The sequence below is a fragment of the Streptomyces sp. cmx-4-9 genome (assembly GCF_046548835.1).
Classification (GTDB): Bacteria; Actinomycetota; Actinomycetes; order Streptomycetales; family Streptomycetaceae; genus Streptomyces.
Genome location: NZ_JAEBEE010000008.1, coordinates 187,949 through 209,529 on the forward strand (window position 1 = coordinate 187,949; position 21,581 = coordinate 209,529).

20 protein-coding genes, 1 pseudogene and 1 riboswitch are annotated in these 21,581 nt (G+C 73.8%); of the genes and pseudogenes, 12 read left to right on the top strand and 9 right to left on the bottom strand.

What is annotated here, in order from left to right:
- The first annotated feature begins 29 nt into the window (after nucleotides 1-29).
- From macS to ACLJTM_RS25050, 4 genes are all read left to right on the top strand, one after another.
- Nucleotides 30-1,247, top strand: a complete 1,218-nt coding sequence (macS, locus tag ACLJTM_RS25035) for a MacS family sensor histidine kinase (protein WP_411105962.1) — start codon at nucleotides 30-32, stop codon at nucleotides 1,245-1,247.
- A complete protein-coding gene (locus ACLJTM_RS25040; protein ID WP_411105963.1) occupies nucleotides 1,244-1,942 on the top strand; it encodes a response regulator in 699 nt (232 codons plus the stop codon). The genes macS and ACLJTM_RS25040 overlap by 4 nt, the downstream gene beginning before the upstream one ends.
- Before the next feature lie 163 nt (nucleotides 1,943-2,105).
- The gene (locus tag ACLJTM_RS25045; protein ID WP_411106250.1) at nucleotides 2,106-3,134 is read left to right on the top strand and encodes a 6-phosphofructokinase; all 1,029 of its coding nucleotides are present in this window, start codon (nucleotides 2,106-2,108) and stop codon (nucleotides 3,132-3,134) included.
- A 72-nt stretch (nucleotides 3,135-3,206) separates the two neighbouring features.
- Nucleotides 3,207-4,196 (top strand): 2-hydroxyacid dehydrogenase, encoded by a 990-nt coding sequence (locus tag ACLJTM_RS25050; protein ID WP_411106251.1) that lies wholly within the window; start codon nucleotides 3,207-3,209, stop codon nucleotides 4,194-4,196.
- A gap of 21 nt (nucleotides 4,197-4,217) precedes the next feature.
- On the opposite strand, the pseudogene ACLJTM_RS25055 reads toward ACLJTM_RS25050, so the two are convergent.
- Nucleotides 4,218-6,118, bottom strand: a pseudogene (locus ACLJTM_RS25055) (anthranilate synthase family protein).
- A 319-nt stretch (nucleotides 6,119-6,437) separates the two neighbouring features.
- Here ACLJTM_RS25055 and ACLJTM_RS25060 point away from each other — a divergent pair.
- Together ACLJTM_RS25060 and ACLJTM_RS25065 are read left to right on the top strand one after the other, a co-directional pair.
- Complete coding sequence (locus ACLJTM_RS25060) at nucleotides 6,438-7,793, top strand: class II 3-deoxy-7-phosphoheptulonate synthase (RefSeq protein WP_411105964.1); 1,356 nt, start codon at nucleotides 6,438-6,440, stop codon at nucleotides 7,791-7,793.
- A gap of 169 nt (nucleotides 7,794-7,962) precedes the next feature.
- Nucleotides 7,963-8,226 carry a bacterioferritin-associated ferredoxin gene (locus ACLJTM_RS25065; protein ID WP_411105965.1) on the top strand — a complete coding sequence of 88 codons (264 nt, stop codon included), beginning with the start codon at nucleotides 7,963-7,965 and terminating at the stop codon, nucleotides 8,224-8,226.
- A 43-nt stretch (nucleotides 8,227-8,269) separates the two neighbouring features.
- Here ACLJTM_RS25065 and bfr read toward each other — a convergent pair whose 3' ends face one another.
- Nucleotides 8,270-8,746, bottom strand: a complete 477-nt coding sequence (gene bfr / locus ACLJTM_RS25070; protein ID WP_411105966.1) for a bacterioferritin — start codon at nucleotides 8,744-8,746, stop codon at nucleotides 8,270-8,272.
- A 174-nt stretch (nucleotides 8,747-8,920) separates the two neighbouring features.
- On the opposite strand from bfr, the gene ACLJTM_RS25075 reads away from it, so the two are divergent.
- A complete protein-coding gene (locus ACLJTM_RS25075; protein WP_411105967.1) occupies nucleotides 8,921-9,553 on the top strand; it encodes a sulfite oxidase-like oxidoreductase in 633 nt (210 codons plus the stop codon).
- A gap of 9 nt (nucleotides 9,554-9,562) precedes the next feature.
- Here ACLJTM_RS25075 and ACLJTM_RS25080 read toward each other — a convergent pair whose 3' ends face one another.
- From ACLJTM_RS25080 to thiO, 5 genes are all read right to left on the bottom strand, one after another.
- Nucleotides 9,563-10,459 carry a deoxyribonuclease IV gene (locus ACLJTM_RS25080; RefSeq protein ID WP_411105968.1) on the bottom strand — a complete coding sequence of 299 codons (897 nt, stop codon included), beginning with the start codon at nucleotides 10,457-10,459 and terminating at the stop codon, nucleotides 9,563-9,565.
- Nucleotides 10,460-10,465: 6 nt separating this feature from the next.
- On the bottom strand, nucleotides 10,466-12,373 hold the full coding sequence (gene pknB / locus ACLJTM_RS25085) for a Stk1 family PASTA domain-containing Ser/Thr kinase (protein WP_411105969.1): 1,908 nt from the start codon (nucleotides 12,371-12,373) through the stop codon (nucleotides 10,466-10,468).
- Nucleotides 12,374-12,517: 144 nt separating this feature from the next.
- A complete protein-coding gene (locus tag ACLJTM_RS25090; protein ID WP_411105970.1) occupies nucleotides 12,518-13,351 on the bottom strand; it encodes a thiazole synthase in 834 nt (277 codons plus the stop codon).
- A gap of 1 nt (nucleotide 13,352) precedes the next feature.
- Nucleotides 13,353-13,553, bottom strand: a complete 201-nt coding sequence (gene thiS / locus ACLJTM_RS25095) for a sulfur carrier protein ThiS (protein ID WP_411105971.1) — start codon at nucleotides 13,551-13,553, stop codon at nucleotides 13,353-13,355.
- Nucleotides 13,550-14,722 carry a glycine oxidase ThiO gene (thiO, locus tag ACLJTM_RS25100; RefSeq protein ID WP_411105972.1) on the bottom strand — a complete coding sequence of 391 codons (1,173 nt, stop codon included), beginning with the start codon at nucleotides 14,720-14,722 and terminating at the stop codon, nucleotides 13,550-13,552. Before thiO ends, thiS begins: the two co-directional genes overlap by 4 nt.
- Nucleotides 14,720-14,832, bottom strand: a riboswitch (TPP riboswitch). (Overlaps the previous gene by 3 nt.)
- 99 nt (nucleotides 14,833-14,931) lie before the next feature.
- On the opposite strand from thiO, the gene ACLJTM_RS25105 reads away from it, so the two are divergent.
- From ACLJTM_RS25105 to ACLJTM_RS25125, 5 genes are all read left to right on the top strand, one after another.
- Nucleotides 14,932-16,134 (top strand): NAD(P)/FAD-dependent oxidoreductase, encoded by a 1,203-nt coding sequence (locus ACLJTM_RS25105; RefSeq protein WP_411106252.1) that lies wholly within the window; start codon nucleotides 14,932-14,934, stop codon nucleotides 16,132-16,134.
- Nucleotides 16,135-16,230: 96 nt separating this feature from the next.
- Entirely contained in the window at nucleotides 16,231-16,596 is a 366-nt protein-coding gene (locus ACLJTM_RS25110; protein WP_031148455.1) for an Rv2175c family DNA-binding protein, read from the top strand.
- A gap of 86 nt (nucleotides 16,597-16,682) precedes the next feature.
- Entirely contained in the window at nucleotides 16,683-17,351 is a 669-nt protein-coding gene (thiE, locus tag ACLJTM_RS25115; protein ID WP_411105973.1) for a thiamine phosphate synthase, read from the top strand.
- 100 nt (nucleotides 17,352-17,451) lie between these two features.
- A complete protein-coding gene (metF, locus tag ACLJTM_RS25120) occupies nucleotides 17,452-18,366 on the top strand; it encodes a methylenetetrahydrofolate reductase [NAD(P)H] (protein ID WP_411105974.1) in 915 nt (304 codons plus the stop codon).
- 41 nt (nucleotides 18,367-18,407) lie between these two features.
- Complete coding sequence (locus tag ACLJTM_RS25125) at nucleotides 18,408-19,325, top strand: hypothetical protein (protein ID WP_411105975.1); 918 nt, start codon at nucleotides 18,408-18,410, stop codon at nucleotides 19,323-19,325.
- A gap of 49 nt (nucleotides 19,326-19,374) precedes the next feature.
- Here ACLJTM_RS25125 and ACLJTM_RS25130 read toward each other — a convergent pair whose 3' ends face one another.
- Both ACLJTM_RS25130 and ACLJTM_RS25135 read right to left on the bottom strand, forming a co-directional pair.
- Entirely contained in the window at nucleotides 19,375-20,796 is a 1,422-nt protein-coding gene (locus tag ACLJTM_RS25130) for a phytoene desaturase family protein (RefSeq protein WP_411105977.1), read from the bottom strand.
- A gap of 55 nt (nucleotides 20,797-20,851) precedes the next feature.
- The gene (locus tag ACLJTM_RS25135; RefSeq protein ID WP_411105978.1) at nucleotides 20,852-21,478 is read right to left on the bottom strand and encodes a DUF4126 domain-containing protein; all 627 of its coding nucleotides are present in this window, start codon (nucleotides 21,476-21,478) and stop codon (nucleotides 20,852-20,854) included.
- Nucleotides 21,479-21,581 lie beyond the last annotated feature (103 nt).

Genomic DNA, 21,581 nt, shown 5'->3' on the forward strand with positions numbered 1-21,581 from the left:
GGGCGGGACCGCCCGCGGGGGGTGGGGAGATGGCGAAGCGCGAGCGCGTCGTACGGATGTCGGTGGAGCAGCCGCTGTGGCGCGCCCTGACGTTCTACCGGCTGCTCACCGTGGTCTACGCGGTGCTGCTGTTCGCCTCCTCCTACCGGGAGTTCGCCCGCCCCCGCATCGCGGTCGGCTACCTCGCCCTCCTCGTCGTCTGGACCCTGGCCACCCACCCGAGGGTGGCGGGCGCAGCCAGCTGCACCCGGCGCTTCCTCGGCGCCGACCTGGCCGTCGCCCTCGCCGGGATCCTGCTCACCCCGCTCGCCGACACCTCGGCGCGGATCGCCGCCGGCGGCCCGACCCTGCCCGGCATCTGGACCGCCGGCTCGGTCCTCGCCTTCGCCATCAAGGGCGGCTGGCGCTGGGCCTGCTTCGCCTCCACCTTCGTGGCCGCCGCCAACATCGCCGTCCACGGCGGCGACCCCACCCGCGACACCCTGCACAACGTCCTGCTGGTCTGGGTCGCCTCCGTCGCCATCGGCTACGTCGTCGAGGTCGCCCGGGCCAGCGAGGCCACCCTCGCCCGCGCCCTGGAGATCGAGGCCGCCACCCGCGAGCGCGAGCGCCTCGCCCGCGACATCCACGACGGGGTCCTACAGGTCCTCGCCATGGTCCAGCGCCGCGGCACCGACCTGGGCGGCGAGGCCGCCGAACTCGGCCGGCTGGCCGGCGAGCAGGAGGTGGCGCTGCGCACCCTGGTCTCCAGCGGGCTGGTGCAGCCCTCGCGGGTCTCCCGCGACGGGTCGCACGGGGCCCTCGTGGACACCTGTGAGGAGGGGGAGCCCGGCGCCGGCGAAGGCGAACTGGACCTGCGCACGCTGCTCGCCCCGCACGCCGGCTCGCGGGTGTGCTTCGCCGAGCCGGGCGGCCCGGTGCCGCTCCCGGTGCCCGCGGCGCGGGAAGTGGCCGCCGCGGTCGGCGCCGCCCTCGACAACGTCCGCCGGCACGCGGGGGAGGGAGCCCAGGCCTGGATCCTGGTCGAGGACTGGGGCGAGGAGGTGGTCGTGACCGTACGGGACGACGGCCCGGGCATCCCGGCGGGACGGCTCGACCAGGCCGAGGGCGAGGGCCGGATGGGCGTGGCCCTCTCGATCAGGGGGCGGCTGCGCGATCTGGGCGGCAGCGCCGAGCTGCTGTCCGTCCCCGGACAGGGCACCGAAGTGGAACTGAAAGTACCGAGGGGCAGGACGGACAACCGATGAGCGAACGGCACGAGGCGCACCGGACGGACACGCCGGACGGGATCAGGGTGATGGTCGTCGACGACCATCCGATGTGGCGCGACGCGGTCGCCCGCGACCTGGCCGCCGCCGGCTTCGACGTGGTGGCCACCGCCGGGGACGGCCCCGAGGCGGTGCGCCGGGCCCCGGCCGCGGCCCCCGACGTGCTGGTCCTCGACCTCAACCTGCCCGGCATGCCCGGGGTGCAGGTCTGCAGGGAGCTGGTCGGTGCCCGCCCCGCCCTGCGGGTCCTCGTCCTGTCGGCCAGCGGCGAGCACGCCGACGTGCTGGAGGCGGTGAAGTCCGGGGCGACGGGCTACCTGCTGAAGTCCGCCGGCGCCCAGGAGCTGATCGAGGCGGTACGGCGCACCGCCGCGGGCGACCCGGTGTTCACCCCGGGGCTGGCCGGCCTGGTGCTCGGCGAGTACCGGAGGCTGGCCACCGGGCCGGCGCCGGCCGCCTCCGACGAGCCGAAGGCCCCGCAGCTGACGGACCGCGAGACCGAGGTGCTGCGGCTGGTGGCCAAGGGGCTCTCGTACAAGCAGATCGCGGAGCGGCTCGTCATCTCCCACCGGACGGTGCAGAACCACGTCCAGAACACCCTGGGCAAGCTCCAGTTGCACAACCGGGTGGAACTCGTCCGGTACGCGATAGAGCGCGGCCTGGACGACGCCTAGCGCCCCGCCCCGTCGAACACGGCGGCGTCAATCGCACGTACTTCCCCGTACGAGTGAACGGGTGTGCCCAACGGCCCGCGATTTCACCGGAATTGCCCTGACCGGATCCCTTGCTGTGACCTGGGTCACCACTAGCGTGGCCGTCATGGCGAAGGAGGATTCCATGAAGGTCGGAGTGCTGACCGGCGGCGGCGACTGCCCCGGGCTCAATGCGGTGATCAGGGCCGTCGTCCGCAAGGGCGAGCAGGAGTACGGCTACGGGTTCATCGGCTTCAAGGACGGCTGGCGGGGTGCGGTCGAGGGAAGGACCGTCCCCCTCGACATCCCCGCCGTCCGCGGGATCCTGCCCCGCGGCGGCACCATCCTCGGCTCCTCGCGCACCAACCCGTTCACGACGGACCACGGGGTGCGGAGCATCAAGGAGAACCTGGCCAAGTACGAGGTGGACGCACTCATCGCGATCGGCGGGGAGGACACCCTCGGCGTCGCCGCCCGGCTGCACGGGGAGTACGGCATCCCCTGCGTCGGCGTCCCCAAGACCATCGACAACGACCTGTCCGCCACCGACTACACCTTCGGCTTCGACACGGCCGTCGGCATCGCCACCGAGGCCATCGACCGGCTGCACACCACCGCCGAATCGCACATGCGGGTCCTGGTCGTCGAGGTCATGGGCCGCCACGCGGGCTGGATCGCCCTGCACTCGGGGCTGGCCGGCGGCGCCAACGTCATCCTCATCCCGGAACAGCGCTTCGACGTGGACCAGGTGTGCGCCTGGGTCACCTCCCGCTTCCAGGCCAGCTACGCGCCGATCGTGGTGGTGGCCGAAGGGGCCATGCCCAAGGACGGGGACATGGTCCTCAAGGACGCCACGAAGGACTCCTTCGGCCACGTCCGGCTCTCGGGCGTCGGCGAATGGCTGGCCAGGGAGATCGAGGCCCGCACCGGCAAGGAGGCCCGCACCACGGTGCTCGGGCACATCCAGCGGGGCGGCACCCCGAGCGCCTTCGACCGCTGGCTCGCCACCCGCTTCGGCCTGCACGCGATCGACGCGGTGCGCGACGGCGACTTCGGCACGATGGTCGCGCTCCAGGGGACGGACATCGTGCGGGTGCCGATCGGCGAGGCCACCGCGAAGCTGAAGACGGTGGACCCGAAGCTGTACCAGGAGGTCGGGGTCTTCTTCGGCTGAGCCGCCGGACGCGGGCGGACCATGGGTCGTATCGTGACGAAACGACCCATGGTTCGACGTACGGGAGCAAGCGTGGAGATCCTGGCCTTCGGTGTGACCGCGGACGAGAAGCCCCTGCTGGAACGGGCTTTCGCGGGACACCACGCGATCCGGTGCCTCGACGTCTTCCTGAGCGAGGACACCGCGCCGATCGCGGCCGGGTACGAGATCGTCTCCTCCAGTGTCAACGCGGACCTGGACGGCCGCGTGCTGCGCACCCTGGCGGCCGGCGGGACGAAGATGATCGCCCAGCGCTCCACCGGCTTCAACAACATCGACCTGGACGCGGCCCGGCAGCTCGGCATGACCGTCGGCCGGGTCTCCTTCTACTCCCCTTACTCGGTGGCGGAGTTCGCCTGGACCCTGGCGATGGCCGTGAACCGGCGCATCGTCCGGGCCTCCCACCGCACCCGGGACTTCGACTTCCGCCTGGACGGGCTGATGGGCCGGGACATGCGCGGCCGCACCGTCGGCGTGCTCGGCACCGGGAGGATCGGTGAAGCCTTCACGCGGATCGCCCGGGGCTTCGGGATGAACCTGCTGGGCTGGGACGTGGTGCAGAACCCGGCGTGCGTGGAGCTCGGCATGAAGTACGTGGACAAGGAGGAGCTGTTCGCCTCCTCGGACCTGGTCAGCCTGCACGTCCCGCTGCTGGAGGGCACCCACCACATCGTGGACGCGGCGGCCCTGCGGCTGATGCGGGACGACGCGATCCTGGTGAACTCCAGCCGGGGCGGCCTGATCGACACCGAGGCGCTGGTCGCCGAACTGCGGGCGGGCCGCTTCGCCGGGGTCGGGCTCGACGTGTACGAGGCGGAGGCAGGGGTCTTCTTCCTGGACAAGTCCCTGGAGGCGGTCGAGGACGACACCCTGGCCCGGCTGGTGACCTTCCCGCACGTGGTGGTGACCTCGCACCAGGCGTACTACACGCGTGACGCGGTGGGCCAGATCATCGACACCACCGTCGCCAACGTCCTCGACTACCTGGCCGGCCGGAGCTCGGAGAACACCCTGGTGCCCTGACCGCCGGCGCCCGGGCGTGCCCTACCGGCCCCGGGCGCCCGCCGCCGTTCCCACCGCCCCGGCCAGCAGGGTGCGCAGCAGCTCCGCGCCCCGCAGGGTCAGCACCGACTCCGGGTGGAACTGCACCCCCGCGAAGCCCGCTGCGACCGAGCGCAGGGCGTGGACCTCGCCGCCGGCGGGGTCCCGGGACACCTCCACCCCGCCGCCGCGAGGCGGGCGGCCGCGGCGTCGTCGCAGTGCGCCGCGTACGTGTTGTAGAAGCCGACCACCTCCCCGGCCCCGAACAGGTCGATGCGGGTCTGCGCGCCCTGCGCGGGCTCCGCCTTGCGGACCAGCGGCAGGCCCAGTTCGGCCGCGAGCAGCTCATGGCCCAGGCACACCCCGAGCAGGCCGTGGCGGTGGCCGGCCAGCAGCCGGGCGGCCAGGGCGCGCAGCGTCCGCATCCTCGGGTCGCCGGCGTCCGCCGGGTTCCCCGGGCCCGGCCCCAGGACGACCGGCCCCTCCCAGGCCAGGGCCGCCTCCTCCAGCCCGGGGTCGTCGTGGCGGCGTACGGTCACCTCCAGCCCGGCCACCCGCAGCACGTGGGCCAGCATCGCGGTGAAGGTGTCCTCGCCGTCCACCACGAGGGCGTGGCCGGCCGGGGCCGGCGGCTGCTCCTGCATCCGGAGCCAGAACGGGGCCAGGTCCGCCCGCCGGGCCTCCAGTGCGGCCCGCACCCGGGGGTCGTCCGCCAGCCGGGCGCCCTCGTGGCCAGGCCGGGGAGCGGCCGGCCGCACGCCGAGGGCGGCCAGCACCCCGGCGGCCTTGGCGTGGGTCTCGGCGACCTCGGCCGCCGGGTCGGAGTGCCGCACGAGGGTGGCGCCGACCGCCACCCGCAGGGCGCCGTCCGCGGCGATGTCGGCGGTGCGGATCAGGATGGGGGAGTCCAGGGTCTGGGCCCCGGAGGCGTCGGTGGCGAGCAGGGCCAGTGCGCCCGCGTAGTAGCCGCGGCCCCCGGCCTCGTACCGCTCGATGACCCGGCAGGCGTTCTGCACCGGGGAGCCGGTGACGGTGGCCGCGAACATCGTCTCGCGCAGCACCTCCCGCACGTCCAGCGAGGACCGGCCGCGCAACTCGTACTCGGTGTGCGCCAGGTGGGACATCTCCTTCAGCCGCGGTCCGACCACGACCCCGCCCCGGTCGCCGACGGTGCACATCATCTTGAGCTCCTCGTCGACCACCATCGACAGCTCCTCGGTCTCCTTGCGGTCGCCGAGGAAGGCGAGGAGGGACTCGGCGGTGGGGCCCCCGGCCGGGTAGCGGTAGGTGCCGCTGATCGGGTTCATGACGACGGTGCCGCCGCTCATCCGCACGTGCACCTCGGGGCTGGCCCCGACCAGGGTGCGCACGCCGGTGTGCACGACGTACGTCCAGTACGCGCCGCGCTCGCCCAGCAGCAGCCGGCGGAAGAGGGCGAGGGCGTCGGCGCGGCCGAAGCCCTCGATCCGCCCCCCGTAGGTGCGCCGGATGACGAAGTTCGCGCCCTCCCCGCGGCCGATCTCCTCCCGGACCACGCGTTCCACGGTGGCCGCGTACTGCTCGTCGGGGACGTCGAAGCCGCCGTCCTGCACCCGCACCCGGTGGCCGGGCAGCGCGGCCAGGGCCTCGGCGAGCGGGACCTCGTACGCCTCCTCGGCGACCAGCACGCTCAGCGGGGTGCCGTCGTCGCGGACGTCGAAGCCGCGCTCGCGGATCTGGCGGAAGGGGACGAGGGCGAGGGCGGGCTGCGCGCCGACGGGCAGGTCGGCGAGGTGCTCGGCCTCGTGGACAGCGCCGAGGAGGACCTCGACGGTGTCGTGGTCACGGCCGGGGGTCCGGCGCCGGAGCAGGGCGAACGGGGGGCAGTCGGCGTCGAGCAGCCGGTGGAGTCGGCTGGTTTCCATGGGCGGGCGTCCTTCCGGTGGGAGGGGCGGCCCGCGCCGGAGAACGCGGAAGGCCGCCCCTCGGGGCGGCCTTCGCGTCGGTCGTGTTCTAGGTGCGCGCGAGGAGTGGGCCGCCGGGAGCGGGCCACCACCAGTTCTTGCCGGTCTGCGCGTACACGGGAGCGACCCTAGCCCACCACGGCGGCGGAGGCGAGGACTCCGTACAGTCCCGCCTGCCGGAATCGTCCCTTCCGTGCGCAAGGGCCTGGTTCGGGGGATATCTGTCTCACCTGGTGGGCGCTCGGCTGGACAGGTCGTGCGACGCCGTAGTGTGTACGGGGTGACCGTGAACGCTGAAACCCAAGCCCCCGCCGCCAAGGCGACCTGGCGAGACCTTCCCGCGGCGCAGCAGCCTTCGTACCCCGATGCCGAGGCCCTGCGCGCTGTCGTCGCGGACCTCGAGTCGTATCCTCCCCTCGTCTTCGCGGGTGAGTGCGACCAGCTGCGCGCCCGTCTGGGAGCCGTCGCCAAGGGCGAGGCGTTCCTCCTGCAGGGCGGCGACTGCGCCGAGGCCTTCGACGGCGTGTCCGCCGAGCACATCCGCGCCAAGCTGAAGACGCTGCTCCAGATGAGCGCCGTCCTCACCTACGCGGCCTCCGTGCCCGTGGTGAAGGTCGGCCGCATCGCCGGCCAGTACTCCAAGCCGCGCTCGAAGGACACCGAGACCCGCGACGGCGTGACGCTGCCGACCTACCGCGGCGACTCCGTCAACGGCTTCGCCTTCACCGAAGAGGCCCGGATCCCGGACCCCGAGCGGCTGAAGCGGATGTACAACGCCTCCGCCTCCACGCTCAACCTGGTACGCGCCTTCACCACCGGCGGCTACGCCGACCTGCGCCAGGTGCACGCCTGGAACCAGGACTTCGTGAAGTCCTCCCCGTCCGGCCAGCGCTACGAGCAGCTCGCGCGCGAGATCGACAACGCGCTGAACTTCATGAAGGCCTGCGGCACCGACCCGGCCGAGTTCAAGGCCGTGGAGTTCTTCTCCTCGCACGAGGCGCTGCTGCTCGCCTACGAGGGCGCGCTGACCCGCACCGACTCGCGTACCGGCAAGCTGTACGACACCTCCGGCCACATGGTCTGGATCGGTGAGCGCACCCGCCAGCTGGACCACGCGCACATCGAGTTCTGTGCGCAGATCGCCAACCCGGTCGGCATCAAGCTCGGCCCCACCACCACGGTGGACGAGGCCCTGACGTACATCGACCGACTCGACCCGGACCGCGAGCCGGGCCGGCTGACCTTCGTCGTCCGGATGGGCGCCGACAAGGTCCGCGACAAGCTCCCCGAGCTGGTCGAGAAGGTCACCGCCTCGGGCGCGACCGTGGCCTGGGTCACCGACCCGATGCACGGCAACACCTTCGAGGCGGCCTCCGGCCACAAGACCCGCCGGTTCGACGACGTGCTGGACGAGGTCAAGGGCTTCTTCGAGGTCCACAAGGCGCTGGGTACCCACCCGGGCGGCATCCACGTCGAGCTCACCGGTGACGACGTCACCGAGTGCGTGGGCGGCGGCGACGAGATCTTCGTCGACGACCTGCACCAGCGCTACGAGACGGCCTGCGACCCGCGCCTCAACCGCAGCCAGTCCCTGGACCTGGCGTTCCTGGTGGCGGAGATGTACCGCGACCAGTAGGCGCGATCAGCAGGCGGCTTCCTGCGAGGACGGGGCGCGGATCCATGTGATCCGCGCCCCATCGTCGTGCAGGGGGCTTTTAGGGTTGCCTAAGTTTGGGTACGGTTAGGTAAGCCTCACCGAATAGGGGATGGCTGGCCGAACCATTCCTGCCAGGGAGGTGAACCGCGTGTACGTCTGCTCGTGTTTCGGGATCACCGACCAGCAGGTCAAGCAGCACGCGGCCGACGGGGCCTGCACCCCCCGCCAGATCGCCTCGGCGACCAAGGCCGGCACCGACTGCGGTTCCTGCGTGCGCACCATCCAGGGCCTCCTCGGCCGCGGTGCGTGCCCGCGCCGGGAGCTGCTGGAGAAGGGCAACGCGGCGGCCGTCCTCACCGCCGACGTGGCGCCCGAGCCCGCGGCCGGCCCGCGCCTGGTGGAAGCGGCCTGAGCCGCCCCGCGCGAGGCGTCCGGAGCCTGCGCCACCCGGCCGGTCAGCTGGGCTGCTCGATCAGCTGCGCGATGTAGAGCGCCTCACCCAGGGACTCGATCAGTTCGAGCTGGGTGTCCAGGTAGTCGATGTGGTGCTCCTCGTCCTCCAGGATCTCCTCGAAGAGGCGCGCCGAGGTGATGTCCCCCTTGCCGCGCATGACCTCGATGCCCCGCTTGAGCCGGTCGATCGCCTCGACCTCCACCTGGCGGTCCGCCTGGAACATCTCGGTGACCGTCTGACCGACGCGCACGTGGAAGAGGCGCTGGTAGTTCGGCAGGCCGTCGAGCATCAGGATGCGCTCGGTGATCTTGTCCGCGTGCTTCATCTCATCGATGGACTCTTCACGCGTGTACTTGGCGAGCTTGGTCCAGCCCTTGTTGTCCTGGATGCGGTAGTGCAGCCAGTACTGGTTGATGGCCGTCAGCTCACCGGTCAGCTGCTCGTTCAGAAACTCAAGGACCTCGGGGTCGCCCTGCATCGCAGAGGCTCCTTCCAGGCAATGTCAGCTATGTGACGGGGCAGTTGCGCGCATCCTTGCACCGCCGTCCGGGACCGTCCAGTAAGTGCCTCCTTAGTGGGAGTTGCCCTGACTTGCCGGAATCGGCTGCGCGGCTGGTCATGACCACCCTGCCCAATCTGTCACCATGGACGCATGGGTCAGCCGGAAAGCCGGGAATCTCCGGGAGCAGAGCAACTGGAGCTCCCCCCGGGGCAGCGGTTGCAGCGGGGCTGGCCGGTCACCCACTACGGGCCCGTACCCAAGTTCAAGCCGGACCGCTGGGAGTTCCGCGTCTTCGGGGCGACGGCCGACGGGGAGAAGCACTGCTGGAACCACGAGGAGTTCGCGGCCCTGCCGTTCGACTCCGTCGTGGCGGACCTGCACTGCGTCACGAAGTTCAGCATGCAGGGCGCCGAATGGGGCGGTGTGCTCGCCCGCACCCTCCTCGCGCTCGCCCCGCCCGCGCCCCAGGCCACCCATGTGATGGTGTGGGCCGAGTACGGCTTCAGCTCCAACCTGCGGCTGGCCGACTTCTCCTCCCCGCGGACCGTCTTCGCCACCCACCAGGGCGGTGAACTGCTCACCGCGGAACACGGATTCCCGCTCCGGCTGGTGGTCCCGCACCTGTACGCCTGGAAGGGCCCCAAGTGGGTCCGCGGCGTCGAGTACATGACCGCGGACCGCCGGGGCTTCTGGGAGGAGCGCGGCTACCACAACATCGGCGACCCCTGGCGGGAGCAGCGCTTCTCCTACCAGGAGGAGCCCGGGGACGGCCCGGAACTCTAGCCGTACGGGTCAGTGGACGGAGCGCAGCTCCTTGAGCAGGGCCACGTCCGCCGCGTGCCCCTCCTTGCCGCCCGGGGTCTCGATGACGAGCGGAACCCCGTCCGTCGCCGGGTGCGCGAACAGCTCGGCGAAGGCGTCCCGGCCGATGTGCCCCTGGCCGATGTTCGCGTGCCGGTCCTTGTGCGCCCCGGCCCCCTCCTTGGAGTCGTTCGCATGGATCAGCTTCAGGCGTCCCTCGCCCACGGTGTCCACGAGCAGGTCCAGCATCTGCTTGGTCCCGCCCGGCTCGGCCAGGTCGTGCCCGGCCGCGAAGATGTGGCAGGTGTCCAGGCAGATGCCCAGCCGCGGATGGTGGTCGAGCGCCTCGAAGTACGGGCCGAAGTCCCAGGTCCGCGAACAGAGCGAGGAGCCCTGCCCGGCCGTGGACTCCAGCAGCAGGACGGGGTCGTCCGGATGCGTCAGCTCATCCAGCAGCGGCAGCATGTGCTCCCTGACCTGCGCGTACGCCGCCTCGCGCGGGCGGCCGCCGGTGGCCGAACCGGTGTGGACGACCACCCCCAGCGCGCCGATCTCCCGGCCGCGCCGCAGGGAGTGGCGCAGTGACTCCACCGACTTCTCCACCGTCGCCTCGGTGTGCGACCCGAAGTTGATCAGGTAGGGCGCGTGCACGTAGGCCGGGAGGGACCCGGCCGCGCACTGCGCGCGGAACTGCTCGTCCTGCGCCGGGCTGCCGGCCGGGGTGGCCCAGCCCCGCGGGTTGGCGACGAAGACCTGGACGGCCTCCGCCCCCATCTCCCGGGCGTACGCCAGCCCGACCGAGGCGAGCCCGCCGGCGACGGGCACGTGCCCGCCCACGGGGTTGCGCAGGGCCTGCGCCGGCCGTTGCGGGTGTTCCGGCTGTTCCATGTACGCCTACAGTCCCTTGGTCCTGACGGTGATCGTGCTGCCCTCGGGGGCGTTCTGGCCGGCGGGCACCGACTGGGCCTCCACGGTGTTGCTGAAGGACAGGAACGGCCGGTCCACCTTGACCTTGAAGCCCGCCCCCTCCAGGGTGCGCCGGGCCGCGTCCACGTCCTGGCCGGTCACATCCGGCACCGGCAGCTGGCGGGGGCCCTTGGAGACGGTCAGGGTGACGGTGTCCCCGGCCGCGGCCTGGGTGCCCGCGCCCACCGACTGGTTGGCGACCGTGCCGGCCGCACCGGCCGAGTTGACCTGCTCGGGGGCGACCGCCACCTTCAGGCCGAGGCCCTCCAGCCCGGAGCGCGCCTGCTCGACGGGCAGCCCCGCCACGCTCGGCACCGGGACCGGCCGGCCCTTGCTGACCAGCAGCGCGACCGCCGTGTCCGGAGCCCGCTTCTCCCCGGACGCGGGGTCGGAGCTGATCACCGAGCCCTGCGCGATGTCCTGGCTGAAGGCCTGCGTGACGATGCCGGGCGCGAGACCCGCCTTGGCCAGCTCCGCCTTGGCCTGCTCCAGCGGCCTGCCCTTGAGGAGGGGCACGGCCACCACCTCGGGGCCGCGGGAGACCGTGACGGTGACGGCCCCGTTGCCCCGGATGCGCCTGCCTCCCGGCGGGTCGGTGTTCATCACCGTCCCGCGGTCGAAGGAGTTGCTGAACTTCCGGTCGATCCGCTTCACGCCGAGACCCGCGGCGGACAGCTGCTCCTTGGCCTGCTGCTCGGTCTTGCCGAGCAGGTTGGGGACCTTGGTGAACTGGCCGGAGTTGATGTACCAGACCCCGGTGCCCAGGCCCAGGGCCAGCAGCACCCCGGCGACGACGAAGACGGTCCGCCGGCGCGGGCGCAGCCCGCCGCGCGTCCGCCGCCGGGCGGGCGGGAGCGGAGCGGGGGACTCCAGACGGGAGGTGTGGTGCACCGGCTCGGCCTCGACCGGCCGGGGGATCACGCTGGTGCGGTCCTCGGCGGAGCTGCGGACCGCGGGATTCGCCTGCGGCGGTACGGCGTCCAGCTCGGCGTCGCTGAGCCGGGCCCGGACCTCCAGGGCCAGGCCCAGCAGCGAGGCGGCGTCGGAGGGCCGCAGCTCCGGCTTGCGGGCGGTGGCGTGCAGGACGAGGTCGTCCAGGCCGGCGGGGAGTCCCGCCACGGCGGCCGAGGGCGGCGGCACGTCCTCGTGGAGGTGCCGGTAGAGCACCTGGGCGGCGCTGCCGCCGGTGTGCGGCTTGGCGCCGGTCAGCATCTCGTACAGCACGACGCCGCAGGCGTAGACGTCCACGCGGGTGTCGGTGATGCCGTTCTCGATCTGCTCGGGGGCGAGGTAGGAGACGGTCCCCAGCACCGAACCGGTGGTGTGGGTCACCGAGTCCACCGACCGGACCAGGCCGAAGTCGGCGACCTTCACCCGGCCGTCGTCGCCGATCAGCACGTTCTCGGGCTTCATGTCGCGGTGGACGAAACCGGCCCGGTGGGCGGCGCCGAGGGCCGCGAGCACCGGTTCGAGGATGTCGAGGGCGGCCCGCGGCTGGAGCGCACCGCGCTCGCGCAGCACGTCGCGCAGGGTGCACCCGGAGACGTACTCCATGGCCAGGTAGACGTACGGGCCGTCCGCGCCCTGGTCGAAGACGGCCACCACGTTGGCGTGGGCGAGCCGGGCCACGGACTTCGCCTCCCGGATGAACCGGTCGACGAAGGCGGCGTCGGCGGCGAGGGCCGGGTGCATCACCTTGAGGGCGAGGACGCGGTCCAGGCGGGTGTCGAGGGCCCGGTAGACCGTGGCCATGCCGCCGGCCGCGATGCGGGCGTCGATGCGGTAGCGGCCGTCGAGCACGCGCCCGACGAGGGGGTCATCCAGGGTCGTATCCACCCGGCGATTCTACGAGCGGCCCGGGGCGCCCCGGCCGGGGCGGGTCGCCTTGCAGCGCAGCTGTGACGGACCCGACTGCCGGCCGGGTTCCGCCGGACCCGGCCGCCGCGGGGCCCGAGGGCCCGGTGGGGGCCCCGCGGGGCCTCAGAAGGCCGGCCGCTCCGGGTCGAGCGCGGCCCGCCCCCGTACCGGGGACGAGGGCTCGGCGAAGCGGCGCTGCGGGATGCGGCCCGCCCGCCGCGCGAGGCGGCCGGCCGCCACCGCGTCCCGCATGGCCGCCGCCATCAGCACCGGCTCCTGCGCCCGGGTCACGGCGGAGGCCAGCATCACCGCGGCGCAGCCCAGCTCCATCGCCAGCGCCGCGTCCGAGGCCGTACCGGCCCCGGCGTCCAGGATCACCGGCACCGAGGCCCGCTCGGTGATCAGCTCGAAGTTGTGCGGGTTGCGGATGCCCATCCCGGAGCCGATCGGCGAGCCCAGCGGCATGATCGCCGCGCAGCCCGCGTCCTCCAGCTTCCGCGCCAGCACCGGGTCGTCGTTGGTGTACGGGAGCACCGTGAAGCCCTCGTCGACCAGGACCTCGGCGGCGTCCAGCAGCTCGACGCCGTCCGGCAGGAGGGTCCGCTCGTCCGCGACGACCTCCAGCTTGATCCAGTCCGTGCCGAGGGCCTCCCGGGCCAGCCGGGCGGTCAGGACGGCCTCGCCCGCCGTGAAGCAGCCCGCGGTGTTCGGCAGGACGGCGATGTCCAGCTTCGCCAGCACGGACAGCACGGACCCCTGGACCGTGGGGTCCAGCCGGCGCATGGCCACCGTGGTGAGCTCGGTGCCGGAGGCCGCGAGGGAGCGTTCCAGGACGTCCAGGCTCGGCGCCCCGCCCGTACCCATGATCAGGCGCGAGGAGAAGGTCCGGCCGCCGAGGACGAACGGGTCCTCGCACCGGGCGGGGGCGGCCGGCGCGGGGGGAGTGCGGAAGGTCATGTCAGCCTCCCTGGACCGCGGTGAGGACCTCGATGCGGTCGCCTTCGCCCACCGGGGTCGCGGGCCACTGGCCGCGGGGGACCACGGTCTCGTTGAGGGCGGCGGCCACACCGGACGGCGCCGCGGTCAGGGTGGCGACCACCGAGTCGAGGGTGGTGCCGGCCGCGACCTCGCGCGGCTCGCCGTTGACGGAGATGGTCATGCGTAGGACTCCTGACGTGCGGCGGAGAACCGGCGGGGGGTGAAGGGGAGCGCGATGCCCGGCAGTTCGCCGGTGGTCAGCAGGTCCGCCATCACCTCGCCGGTGAGCGGGGTCAGCAGCACCCCGTTGCGGTAGTGGCCGGTGGCCAGGTGCAGGCCCGGCAGTTCGGTCGGGCCGAGCAGCGGGGCGTTGTCGGGCGACCCGGGCCGCAGCCCGGCCCGGGTCTCGGTGAGCGGGAGTTCGGTGATGCCGGGGACCAGTTCGTGGGCGTCGCGCAGGAGTTCGTAGACCCCGCCCGCGGTGACCGTGGTGTCCCAGCCGAGTTCCTCGCTGGTGGCCCCGATGACCAGTTCGCCGTTCTCCCGCGGGACCAGGTAGACGTGGCTGCCGCGGACCACCGCGCGGACGGTCCGCGACAGGAACGGCGCGCAGGCCGCCGGCACCGTGAGCCGCAGGACCTGCCCCTTGACCGGCCGTACGGGGGCCACGGCCTGCGCCGGTACCCCCGCCAGCCGCCCGCTCAGCGAGCCCCCCGCCAGGACCACCTGGTCGGCGCCGAGCTCCGTGCCGTCGTCCAGCACCGCGCCCGCCGCCCGGTCGGCGATGACCAGCAGCCGCTCCGCCCGCGCCCGGTGGACCACCACCCCGGCGCGCTCGCAGGCGGCCAGCAGGGCGGCCGCCAGGCGCCGCGGATCGACCTGGTGGTCGCCGTCGACGCGCAGCCCGCCCCGGACCCCCGGCGCGAGCATGGGCTCCAGGCGGCGGCACTCGCGGCCGGTGAGCCACTGGGAGTCCAGACCGCAGCGGCGCTGCAGGGCGTGCAGCTCCCGCAGGTGGAGGCGGTCGTCGGAGTCCAGCGCCACGGCGAGGGTGCCGCAGGCCCGGTAGCCGATGTCCAGGCCGCCGCTGGCCTCGGCGAGTTCGGCGGCGAACTCCGGATAGCGCTCCGCCGAGGCCAGGCCCAGGGCGAGCAGGGCCTCCTCGCCGTAGTGCAGTTCGGTGACGGGGGCGAGCATGCCGGCGGCGACCTGGGCGGCGCCGCCCCCGGGGGCCGGGTCGGCGAGTACGGCGGCGAGGCCCCGCCGGGCGGCCTGCCAGGCCGTGACCAGGCCGATGATCCCGCCTCCGATGACGAGGACGTCGGAAGCTGTCCTTCGAGATGCGTGCATGGGCGTCCAGCCCCTCCCTTCGCCGGCATGACCCGGATCAGGTTCGTACGGTCGGAGGCCGGCCAGCCTCCCTCTCAGCCCGGTGCGTCCGGACTCCCGCGATAGGTACGGTGGCCAGACTAACCCCGCCGTCCGCGGCGGGTAAGGCGGCACCTGTTCCTGACGGCTCATCAGATGATTAGGGTGGCCGGGTGAACGAGCAGACGGAAATGACTCAGAACGGCGTGGTCGTCGTCGGCGCCGGAATGGCCGGCGTACAGACGGCCGTCGCCCTGCGCGAGCAGGGCTTCGAGGGCCCCGTGACCCTGCTGGGCGCCGAGCCCCACCAGCCCTACGACCGGCCGCCGCTCTCCAAGGCGGTGCTGCTGGGCAAGGCCGAGGACTCCGCCTTCGACGTGGACTTCGAGGGCCTGGGCATCGGGCTGCGGCTCGGCACCGAGGTCACCGGACTGCGCGCCGCGGCCCGCGAGCTGGACACCGGGGCGGGCCCGGTCCCGTACGGGGCGCTCGTCCTGGCCACCGGCGCCCGGCCCCTGGTCCTGCCCGGCACCGAAGGCGTCCCCGGCGTCCACCTGCTGCGCACCCTGGACGACGCGGCGCGGCTGCGCCCCGTCCTGGCGGCCGCGCCCCGCGTCGTGGTGGTCGGGGCCGGCTGGATCGGCGCCGAGTTCGCCACCGCGGCCCGCGCGGCGGGCTGCGCGGTGACCGTGGTCGAGGCGGCCGACCGGGTCCTGCCGGGCGCGCTGCCCGCCGAGGTCGCCGAGCCGATGGGCCGCTGGTACGCACAGGCCGGCGCCGAGCTGATCACCGGTGCGCGGGTCGCCGGGACCGCGCAGGGCCGGGTGCTGCTCGCCGACGGCCGGGAGCTGGAGGCCGGCGCCGTGGTCGTCGGCATCGGGGCCCGGCCCGCCACCGCCTGGCTGGCCGGCACGGGTGTCGCACTCGGCCCCGACGGCTCCGTCACCGCCGACGCCCACCTGCAGACCTCGCTGCCCGGGGTGTACGCCGTCGGCGACTGCGCCTCCTTCCCCTCGGCCCGCTACGGCACGCGGCTGCTCGTGCACCACTGGGACAACGCCCTCCAGGGCCCGCGCACCGTGGCGGCCAACATCCTGGCGGGGGAGGCGGCCGCGGCCTACGACCCGGTGCCGTACTTCTGGTCGGAGCAGTTCGGCCGCTTCGTCCAGTACGCCGGGCACCACGCCGGAGCGGACACCCTGCTGTGGCGGGGCGACCCGGACCAGGACGCCTGGTCGGTGTGCTGGCTGCGGGGCGGCGCCCTGGTCGCGGTGCTGGCCGTCGGCCGCCCCCGCGACCTGGCCCAGGGCCGCCGGCTGATCGAGACAGGCGTCCCCCTCGACCCGGCCCGGGCCGCGGATCCGGCGGTCCCGCTGAAGTCGGCGACGGCCTGACGCGCCGCGGCCCGGCGCGGGCCGCCGGCCCCGGCCGCGACCCGGACGGGGCCGCCCAGGTACCGGGCACGCGGCCGAGGTGGCAGGCTTGTGCCCGTGACCGAGATTGACGCAAAGATCGATGCCCTCGTCCCCGACTGGCTGTACCTCCCCGACATCGCGGAGATGCTCGACATCGAGGTGACCCGGGTCCGCCAGATGGTCAAGGAGGGGCAGCTGATCGCCGTACGCCGGGGCGAGAACCGCTCCCTGCAGGTGCCGGCCCCCTTCATCGACGGCGACAAGGTCGTCAAGGGGCTCGTGGGCCTGCTGACCGTGCTGCGCGACGACGGCTTCTCCGACGAGGAGATCCTGGAGTGGCTCTTCACCGCCGACCCCACCCTGCCCGGCACCCCCGCGCAGGCGCTGAGCGAGAATCGCGGCACGGAGGTGAAGCGCCGCGCTCAGGCGCTCGCCCTCTGACCGGCTCCACCTGATCCGCGATCCGCTCCACCGCGGTGCACGGGCCGCCTCCGGCCCGTGCACCGCCCACCCCGGGGGGTATTCCCATGTCCGCGAACGACGCGCGCGCCCAGCTGGCCGACGCCCGGCTCTACCTCTGCACGGACGCCCGCAAGCGGCAGGGAGACCTCCCCGAGTTCCTGGACGCCGTACTGGCCGGAGGCGTGGACATCGTCCAGCTCCGCGACAAGGGCATGGAGGCCGGCGAGGAACTCGAGCACCTCGCGGTCTTCGCGGAGGCCGCCCGCCGCCACGGCAGGCTCCTCGCCGTGAACGACCGGGCCGACGTCGCCCACGCCATCGGCTCCGACGTCCTGCACCTCGGCCAGGGCGACATCCCCGTCCCGGCCGCCCGCGCCATCCTCGGCGGCCCCGGCTGCGTCCTCATCGGCCGCTCCTGCCACGCCGAGGACGAGGTCGACGCGGCCGTCGCCGAGGCCGGCGTCGACTACTTCTGCACCGGCCCCTGCTGGCCCACCCCCACCAAGCCCGGACGGTTCGCCCCGGGCCTCGGCCTCGTCCGGTACGCGGCCTCCCTGGAGCAGTCCCGGCCCTGGTTCGCCATCGGCGGCATCGACCGCACGAATCTGGACGAGGTGCTCGACGCGGGAGCGACCCGCGTCGTGGTGGTCCGCGCCCTCACCGAGGCCGCCGACCCCGGCGCCGCCGCGGCCGAACTCGCCGAGCGGGTCCGGGGCCGCGTGCTCCAGGCCTAGGCCCTCTCCGGCCGCGGCGGCCGCCCGGCAGGTGTCCAAAAACGTGTCCAATGGGTGGACGCGGCTTCGGTGTCCCCCGGGCCGCGTCTAACCTGCCGGTATGGCCCTTGGTACCTCCTCCACCTGGTCGGACCGTGCACACACGGTCCGGGACCTCCTCGCGTCCGGGCACTCGTACTCCTTCGAGTTCTGGGCCCCGAAGACCGAGAAGGGCGAGCGCAACCTGTGGAACGCGCTCCGCCGGGTCGAGGCGGTGGCCCCCAGCTTCGTCTCGGTGACCTACGGAGCCGGCGGCTCCACCCGCGGCGGCACCGTCCGCGCCACGGAGCGGATCGCCGCCGACACCACCCTGACCCCCGTCGCGCACCTCACCGCCGTGGACCATTCGGTCGCCGAGCTGCGCAACGTCATCGGCCAGTTCGCCGACGCCGGCATCCGGAACATGCTCGTCGTGCGCGGAGACCCGCCGGGCGACCCGATGGGCGAGTGGGTGGCGCACCCCGAGGGCGTGCACTACGCCGCCGACCTCGTACGGCTGGTCAAGGAGTCCGGTGACTTCTGCGTGGGCGTGGCCGCCTTCCCCGAGATGCACCCGCGGTCGACCGACTGGGACACGGACATCCGGCACTTCACGGACAAGTGCCGTGCGGGCGCCGACTATGCGATCACCCAGATGTTCTTCGATCCGGAGAACTACCTGCGGCTGCGCGACAGCGTCGAGAAGGCGGGCTGCGACACCCCGATCATCCCCGAAGTCATGCCCGTTGTGGGCATCAAGCAGCTCGACCGGCTGCCGCAGCTCAGCAACGCCCTCTTCCCCGACGATGTGAAAGAACGCATGCTCGCGGTCAAGGACGACCCGGCGGCTGTACGCTCCATTGGCATCGAGTTCGCCACGGAGTTCTGCGCGCGGCTGCTGTCCGAGGGTGTCCCGGGCCTGCACTTCATCACGCTGAACAATTCCACGGCGACCCTCGAGATCTACGAGAACCTGGGCCTGCACCAGCGGGCCTGATCGGCCGTATCCGTGTGCGGCCGCACCGAGAGGGGCCATGCATGGGAATGACGGTCCTCTACATCGCGTTCGGTTTCGTCGCGCTGTGGCTGCTTGCCGAGGTCCTGATGCAGTACAAGGCCCGGCTGCGCTGGCGCCTGCTCGCCTTCGCCGGCTTCCTCGGCGTGGTCGCCGGGGTGATGCTCCCGTCCGTGCCCGTCATCGGCGCCGGCGCGGCCGCCTTCGCCGCGGGCCAGATCCTGGTGACGCTCTCCTTCCGCAAGGGGTTCGTGGCCGGCTGGGCGCTGCGCCGGGGGGGCGAGCCCGTCCGCAAGGGCGGACGGCGCCGGTCCGGTGGCGCGGCCCGCCCCGAACCCGCCCTCCGGGTCACCGCGTTGGAGTACGGCGCCGGTTCCGCGGAGGCGGCCGGGGACGGGTCCTCGGCCCAGGAGGTCCGGGACAGCCCCGAGGAGGTCTACAGCCCGGAGCCGGTACCCGAGGAGACCGGGTCCTACGGGATCCAGAGCTTCACCTCGGCGCCCCCGGTCGTCGGCGTGCCGGAAGCCTTCGCCTCGCCGTTCACCACCGCGGAGCAGGACGCCCACCAGTACGCCGCCTACGACTCCCCGCAGGGCCCGGGCGGCTCCGGCGGCTACGACTACACCGCGGGGTACCCGGCGGGCGAGCAGCAGGTCTACGCCGCCTACTCGGACCCGTACATCGGCACCGGCGGCGTCCTGCCGCAGGCGCCCGGGGACTACTCCGCCCCGTCCGGCTACTCCGCCTACCCGTCCTACCCGCCGTACGAGGGGTACGGACAGCAGCCCTCGTACTCCACGGACACCCCGCCCGGCGGGGTCTGGGTCCCGCAGCAGCGCGACGCCGCCCAGCCCTACCCGGCGCAGGAGCAGGACGAGGCTCCGCAGCACTACCCGTACCCCCAGCAGGGCACCGGGGAGTACGAGCAGTACCGCTACTGACCTCGCCGGGGCCCGCCCGGGAGCGCCGCGGTCCGCCGCGGTCAGGCCGTCATCGGGATCCGCGGAAGCCCGCGCCCTCCACGACCAGTCCCGCGACCAGGGCCCCGGTCATCCCGGCGTGCGCCGTCCCGCCGCCGGGATGCGCCCAGCCGCCCGCCAGGTACAGCCCGGGCAGGGCCGTGGTGTTCGCCGGGTGGAGCAGCCGTCCGCCGGCCCCGGCGAGGGCCGGTGCGGGCACGGCGCCGCCCGGGGCGCCCGTCGCCGCCTCGACGTCCGCGGGAGTGCGCACCTCCTGCCACAGCAGCCTCTCCTCAAGCCCCGGCACGGCCTGTGCGGCGAGCTCCAGCAGCGTGGCGGGCCCGGCGGCCCCCGGGCCGCCGACGGCGCTCACGGTGACCGCCTCGTGGTCCGGGTCGGGCCGGGTGGCCGGGTCGTCGGGGCGCAGCACCGTGACCACGGGCCCGGTGCCGGGGGCGTGCACCAGGGTGCGGTGGACGGCGTCGGCCGGCCGGGCGCCGCGCAGGGCCAGGAAGAGCGTCAGGCGGCTCGTCCCGGGCTCCTCCCGGACCGCAGGGCCGCCCGGCGGCAGGGCGGCGGCCACGGCGGGCAGCAGCCGCGGGTGGATCCCGCAGACGACGAGGTCGGCGGCGGCCTCGCTGCCGTCGGCCAGCAGCAGCCCGGCCGCCCGGCCGTCCTGCAGCAGGACGTCCCGCACGTCGGCGCCGAAGACGAATGCGACCTTCCGCTCCCGGCACCGTTCGTGGACGGCGGCGGCCAGCGCCCGCATCCCGCCCCGCGGGTACCAGCTGCCGAAGGTCTGCTCCATGTACGGCAGCACGGCCGCGGAGGCAGGCGCGCGGCCCGGATCCACCCCGTAGGCGCCCACCCGGGCGGTCAGCAGCTCGCCGAGCGGCCCGCCCAGCTCACGGGCGGCCACCTCGGCCAGGGTCGGCGGGCGTCGGCGCAGCAGTCCGCTGCCGCGCAGCGCGGGGTAGGGGTCGCGGCCGAGGAGCTGCCAGTCGGGACGCAGCGGCTCCTCCAGCAGGGGGCGGCGGGTGGCGTCCCAGGCGTCCCGGGCCCGGCCCAGGACGCCGTTCCAGCGCTCGCCCGCGCCCGGGCCGAAGGCCGCGTCGAGGGCGGCAGCGACGCCGCCGCGGGAGGCGCCCGGGAGGGTGGCCCCGATGCCGTGGCCGGGCAGGACGTGCCGGAGCGCCGGGTCCACCTGGACCAGGTCGACGCAGTCCTCCAGGGTGCGCTTGCCGGTCTTGACGAACAGGTCGCGGTAGACCGCGGGAAGGTGCAGCAGCCCGGGGCCGGTGTCGAAGGCGAAGCCGTCGCGCTCGTACCGGCCCAGCGCGCCGCCGTGGTCGCCGCCCCGTTCGTACACCGTGACCCGGTGCCCCGCCACAGCCAGCCGGGCCGCCGTCGCCATCGCGCCCATCCCGGCGCCGATCACCGCAATTCGTGCCATGGGGGGACCTTATCGAGGCGGCGGCCGCGGGCGGCGGGGTGGTCGGGGCCGGCGGTCAGCGGGGCGGGGGCCCGGTGGCCTCGCGGACCTCGGCGGCCAGCCGCTTCTCTTCGCGCCGCTGGGCCCGGCGGCGCAGGAAGCGGCGGATCCGGGTCCACAGGTAGACCAGCAGGGCCAGCCCGGCCGCCAGCAGCACGGCGGCGATGGCCGCGGCGGCCTCCGGGTTGAACATCGCGAAGGTGACGATGCCGGCGACGCCGAGGTCCTCGGCGGTGCTCATCACGATGTTGGTGAACGGCTCGGGCGAGGTGTTGATCGCCATCCTGGTGCCGGCCTTCACGAAATGGCTGGCCAGGGCGGTGGAGCCGCCGACGGCCCCGGCGGCGAGGTCCGGCAGCGAACCGCTCTGCCCGGCGAGCAGCGCGCCGATCACCGCCCCGGCGACCGGGCGGATCACGGTGTGGACGGAGTCCCAGGCCGAGTCCACGTAGGGGATCTTGTCGGCCACCGCCTCGCAGAGGAAGAGCACGCCCGCGGCGATGAGCACGTCGGGCCGTTGCAGCGACGCGGGGACCTCGTCGGTCAGTCCGGTCGCGCCGAAGATGCCGAGCAGGAGGACCACCGCGTAGGCGTTGATCCCGCTGGCCCAGCCGCTGGTGAAGACCAGGGGGAGCACACTCACCGGATCATCATGGCGCAGAACGGGTGATCCGGCAGGCAGCGGGGCGGACGGGGGCCGCGGCGGGCGCAGCAGCGGCCGGGATACGCCGAGGGGACGGCCGCCC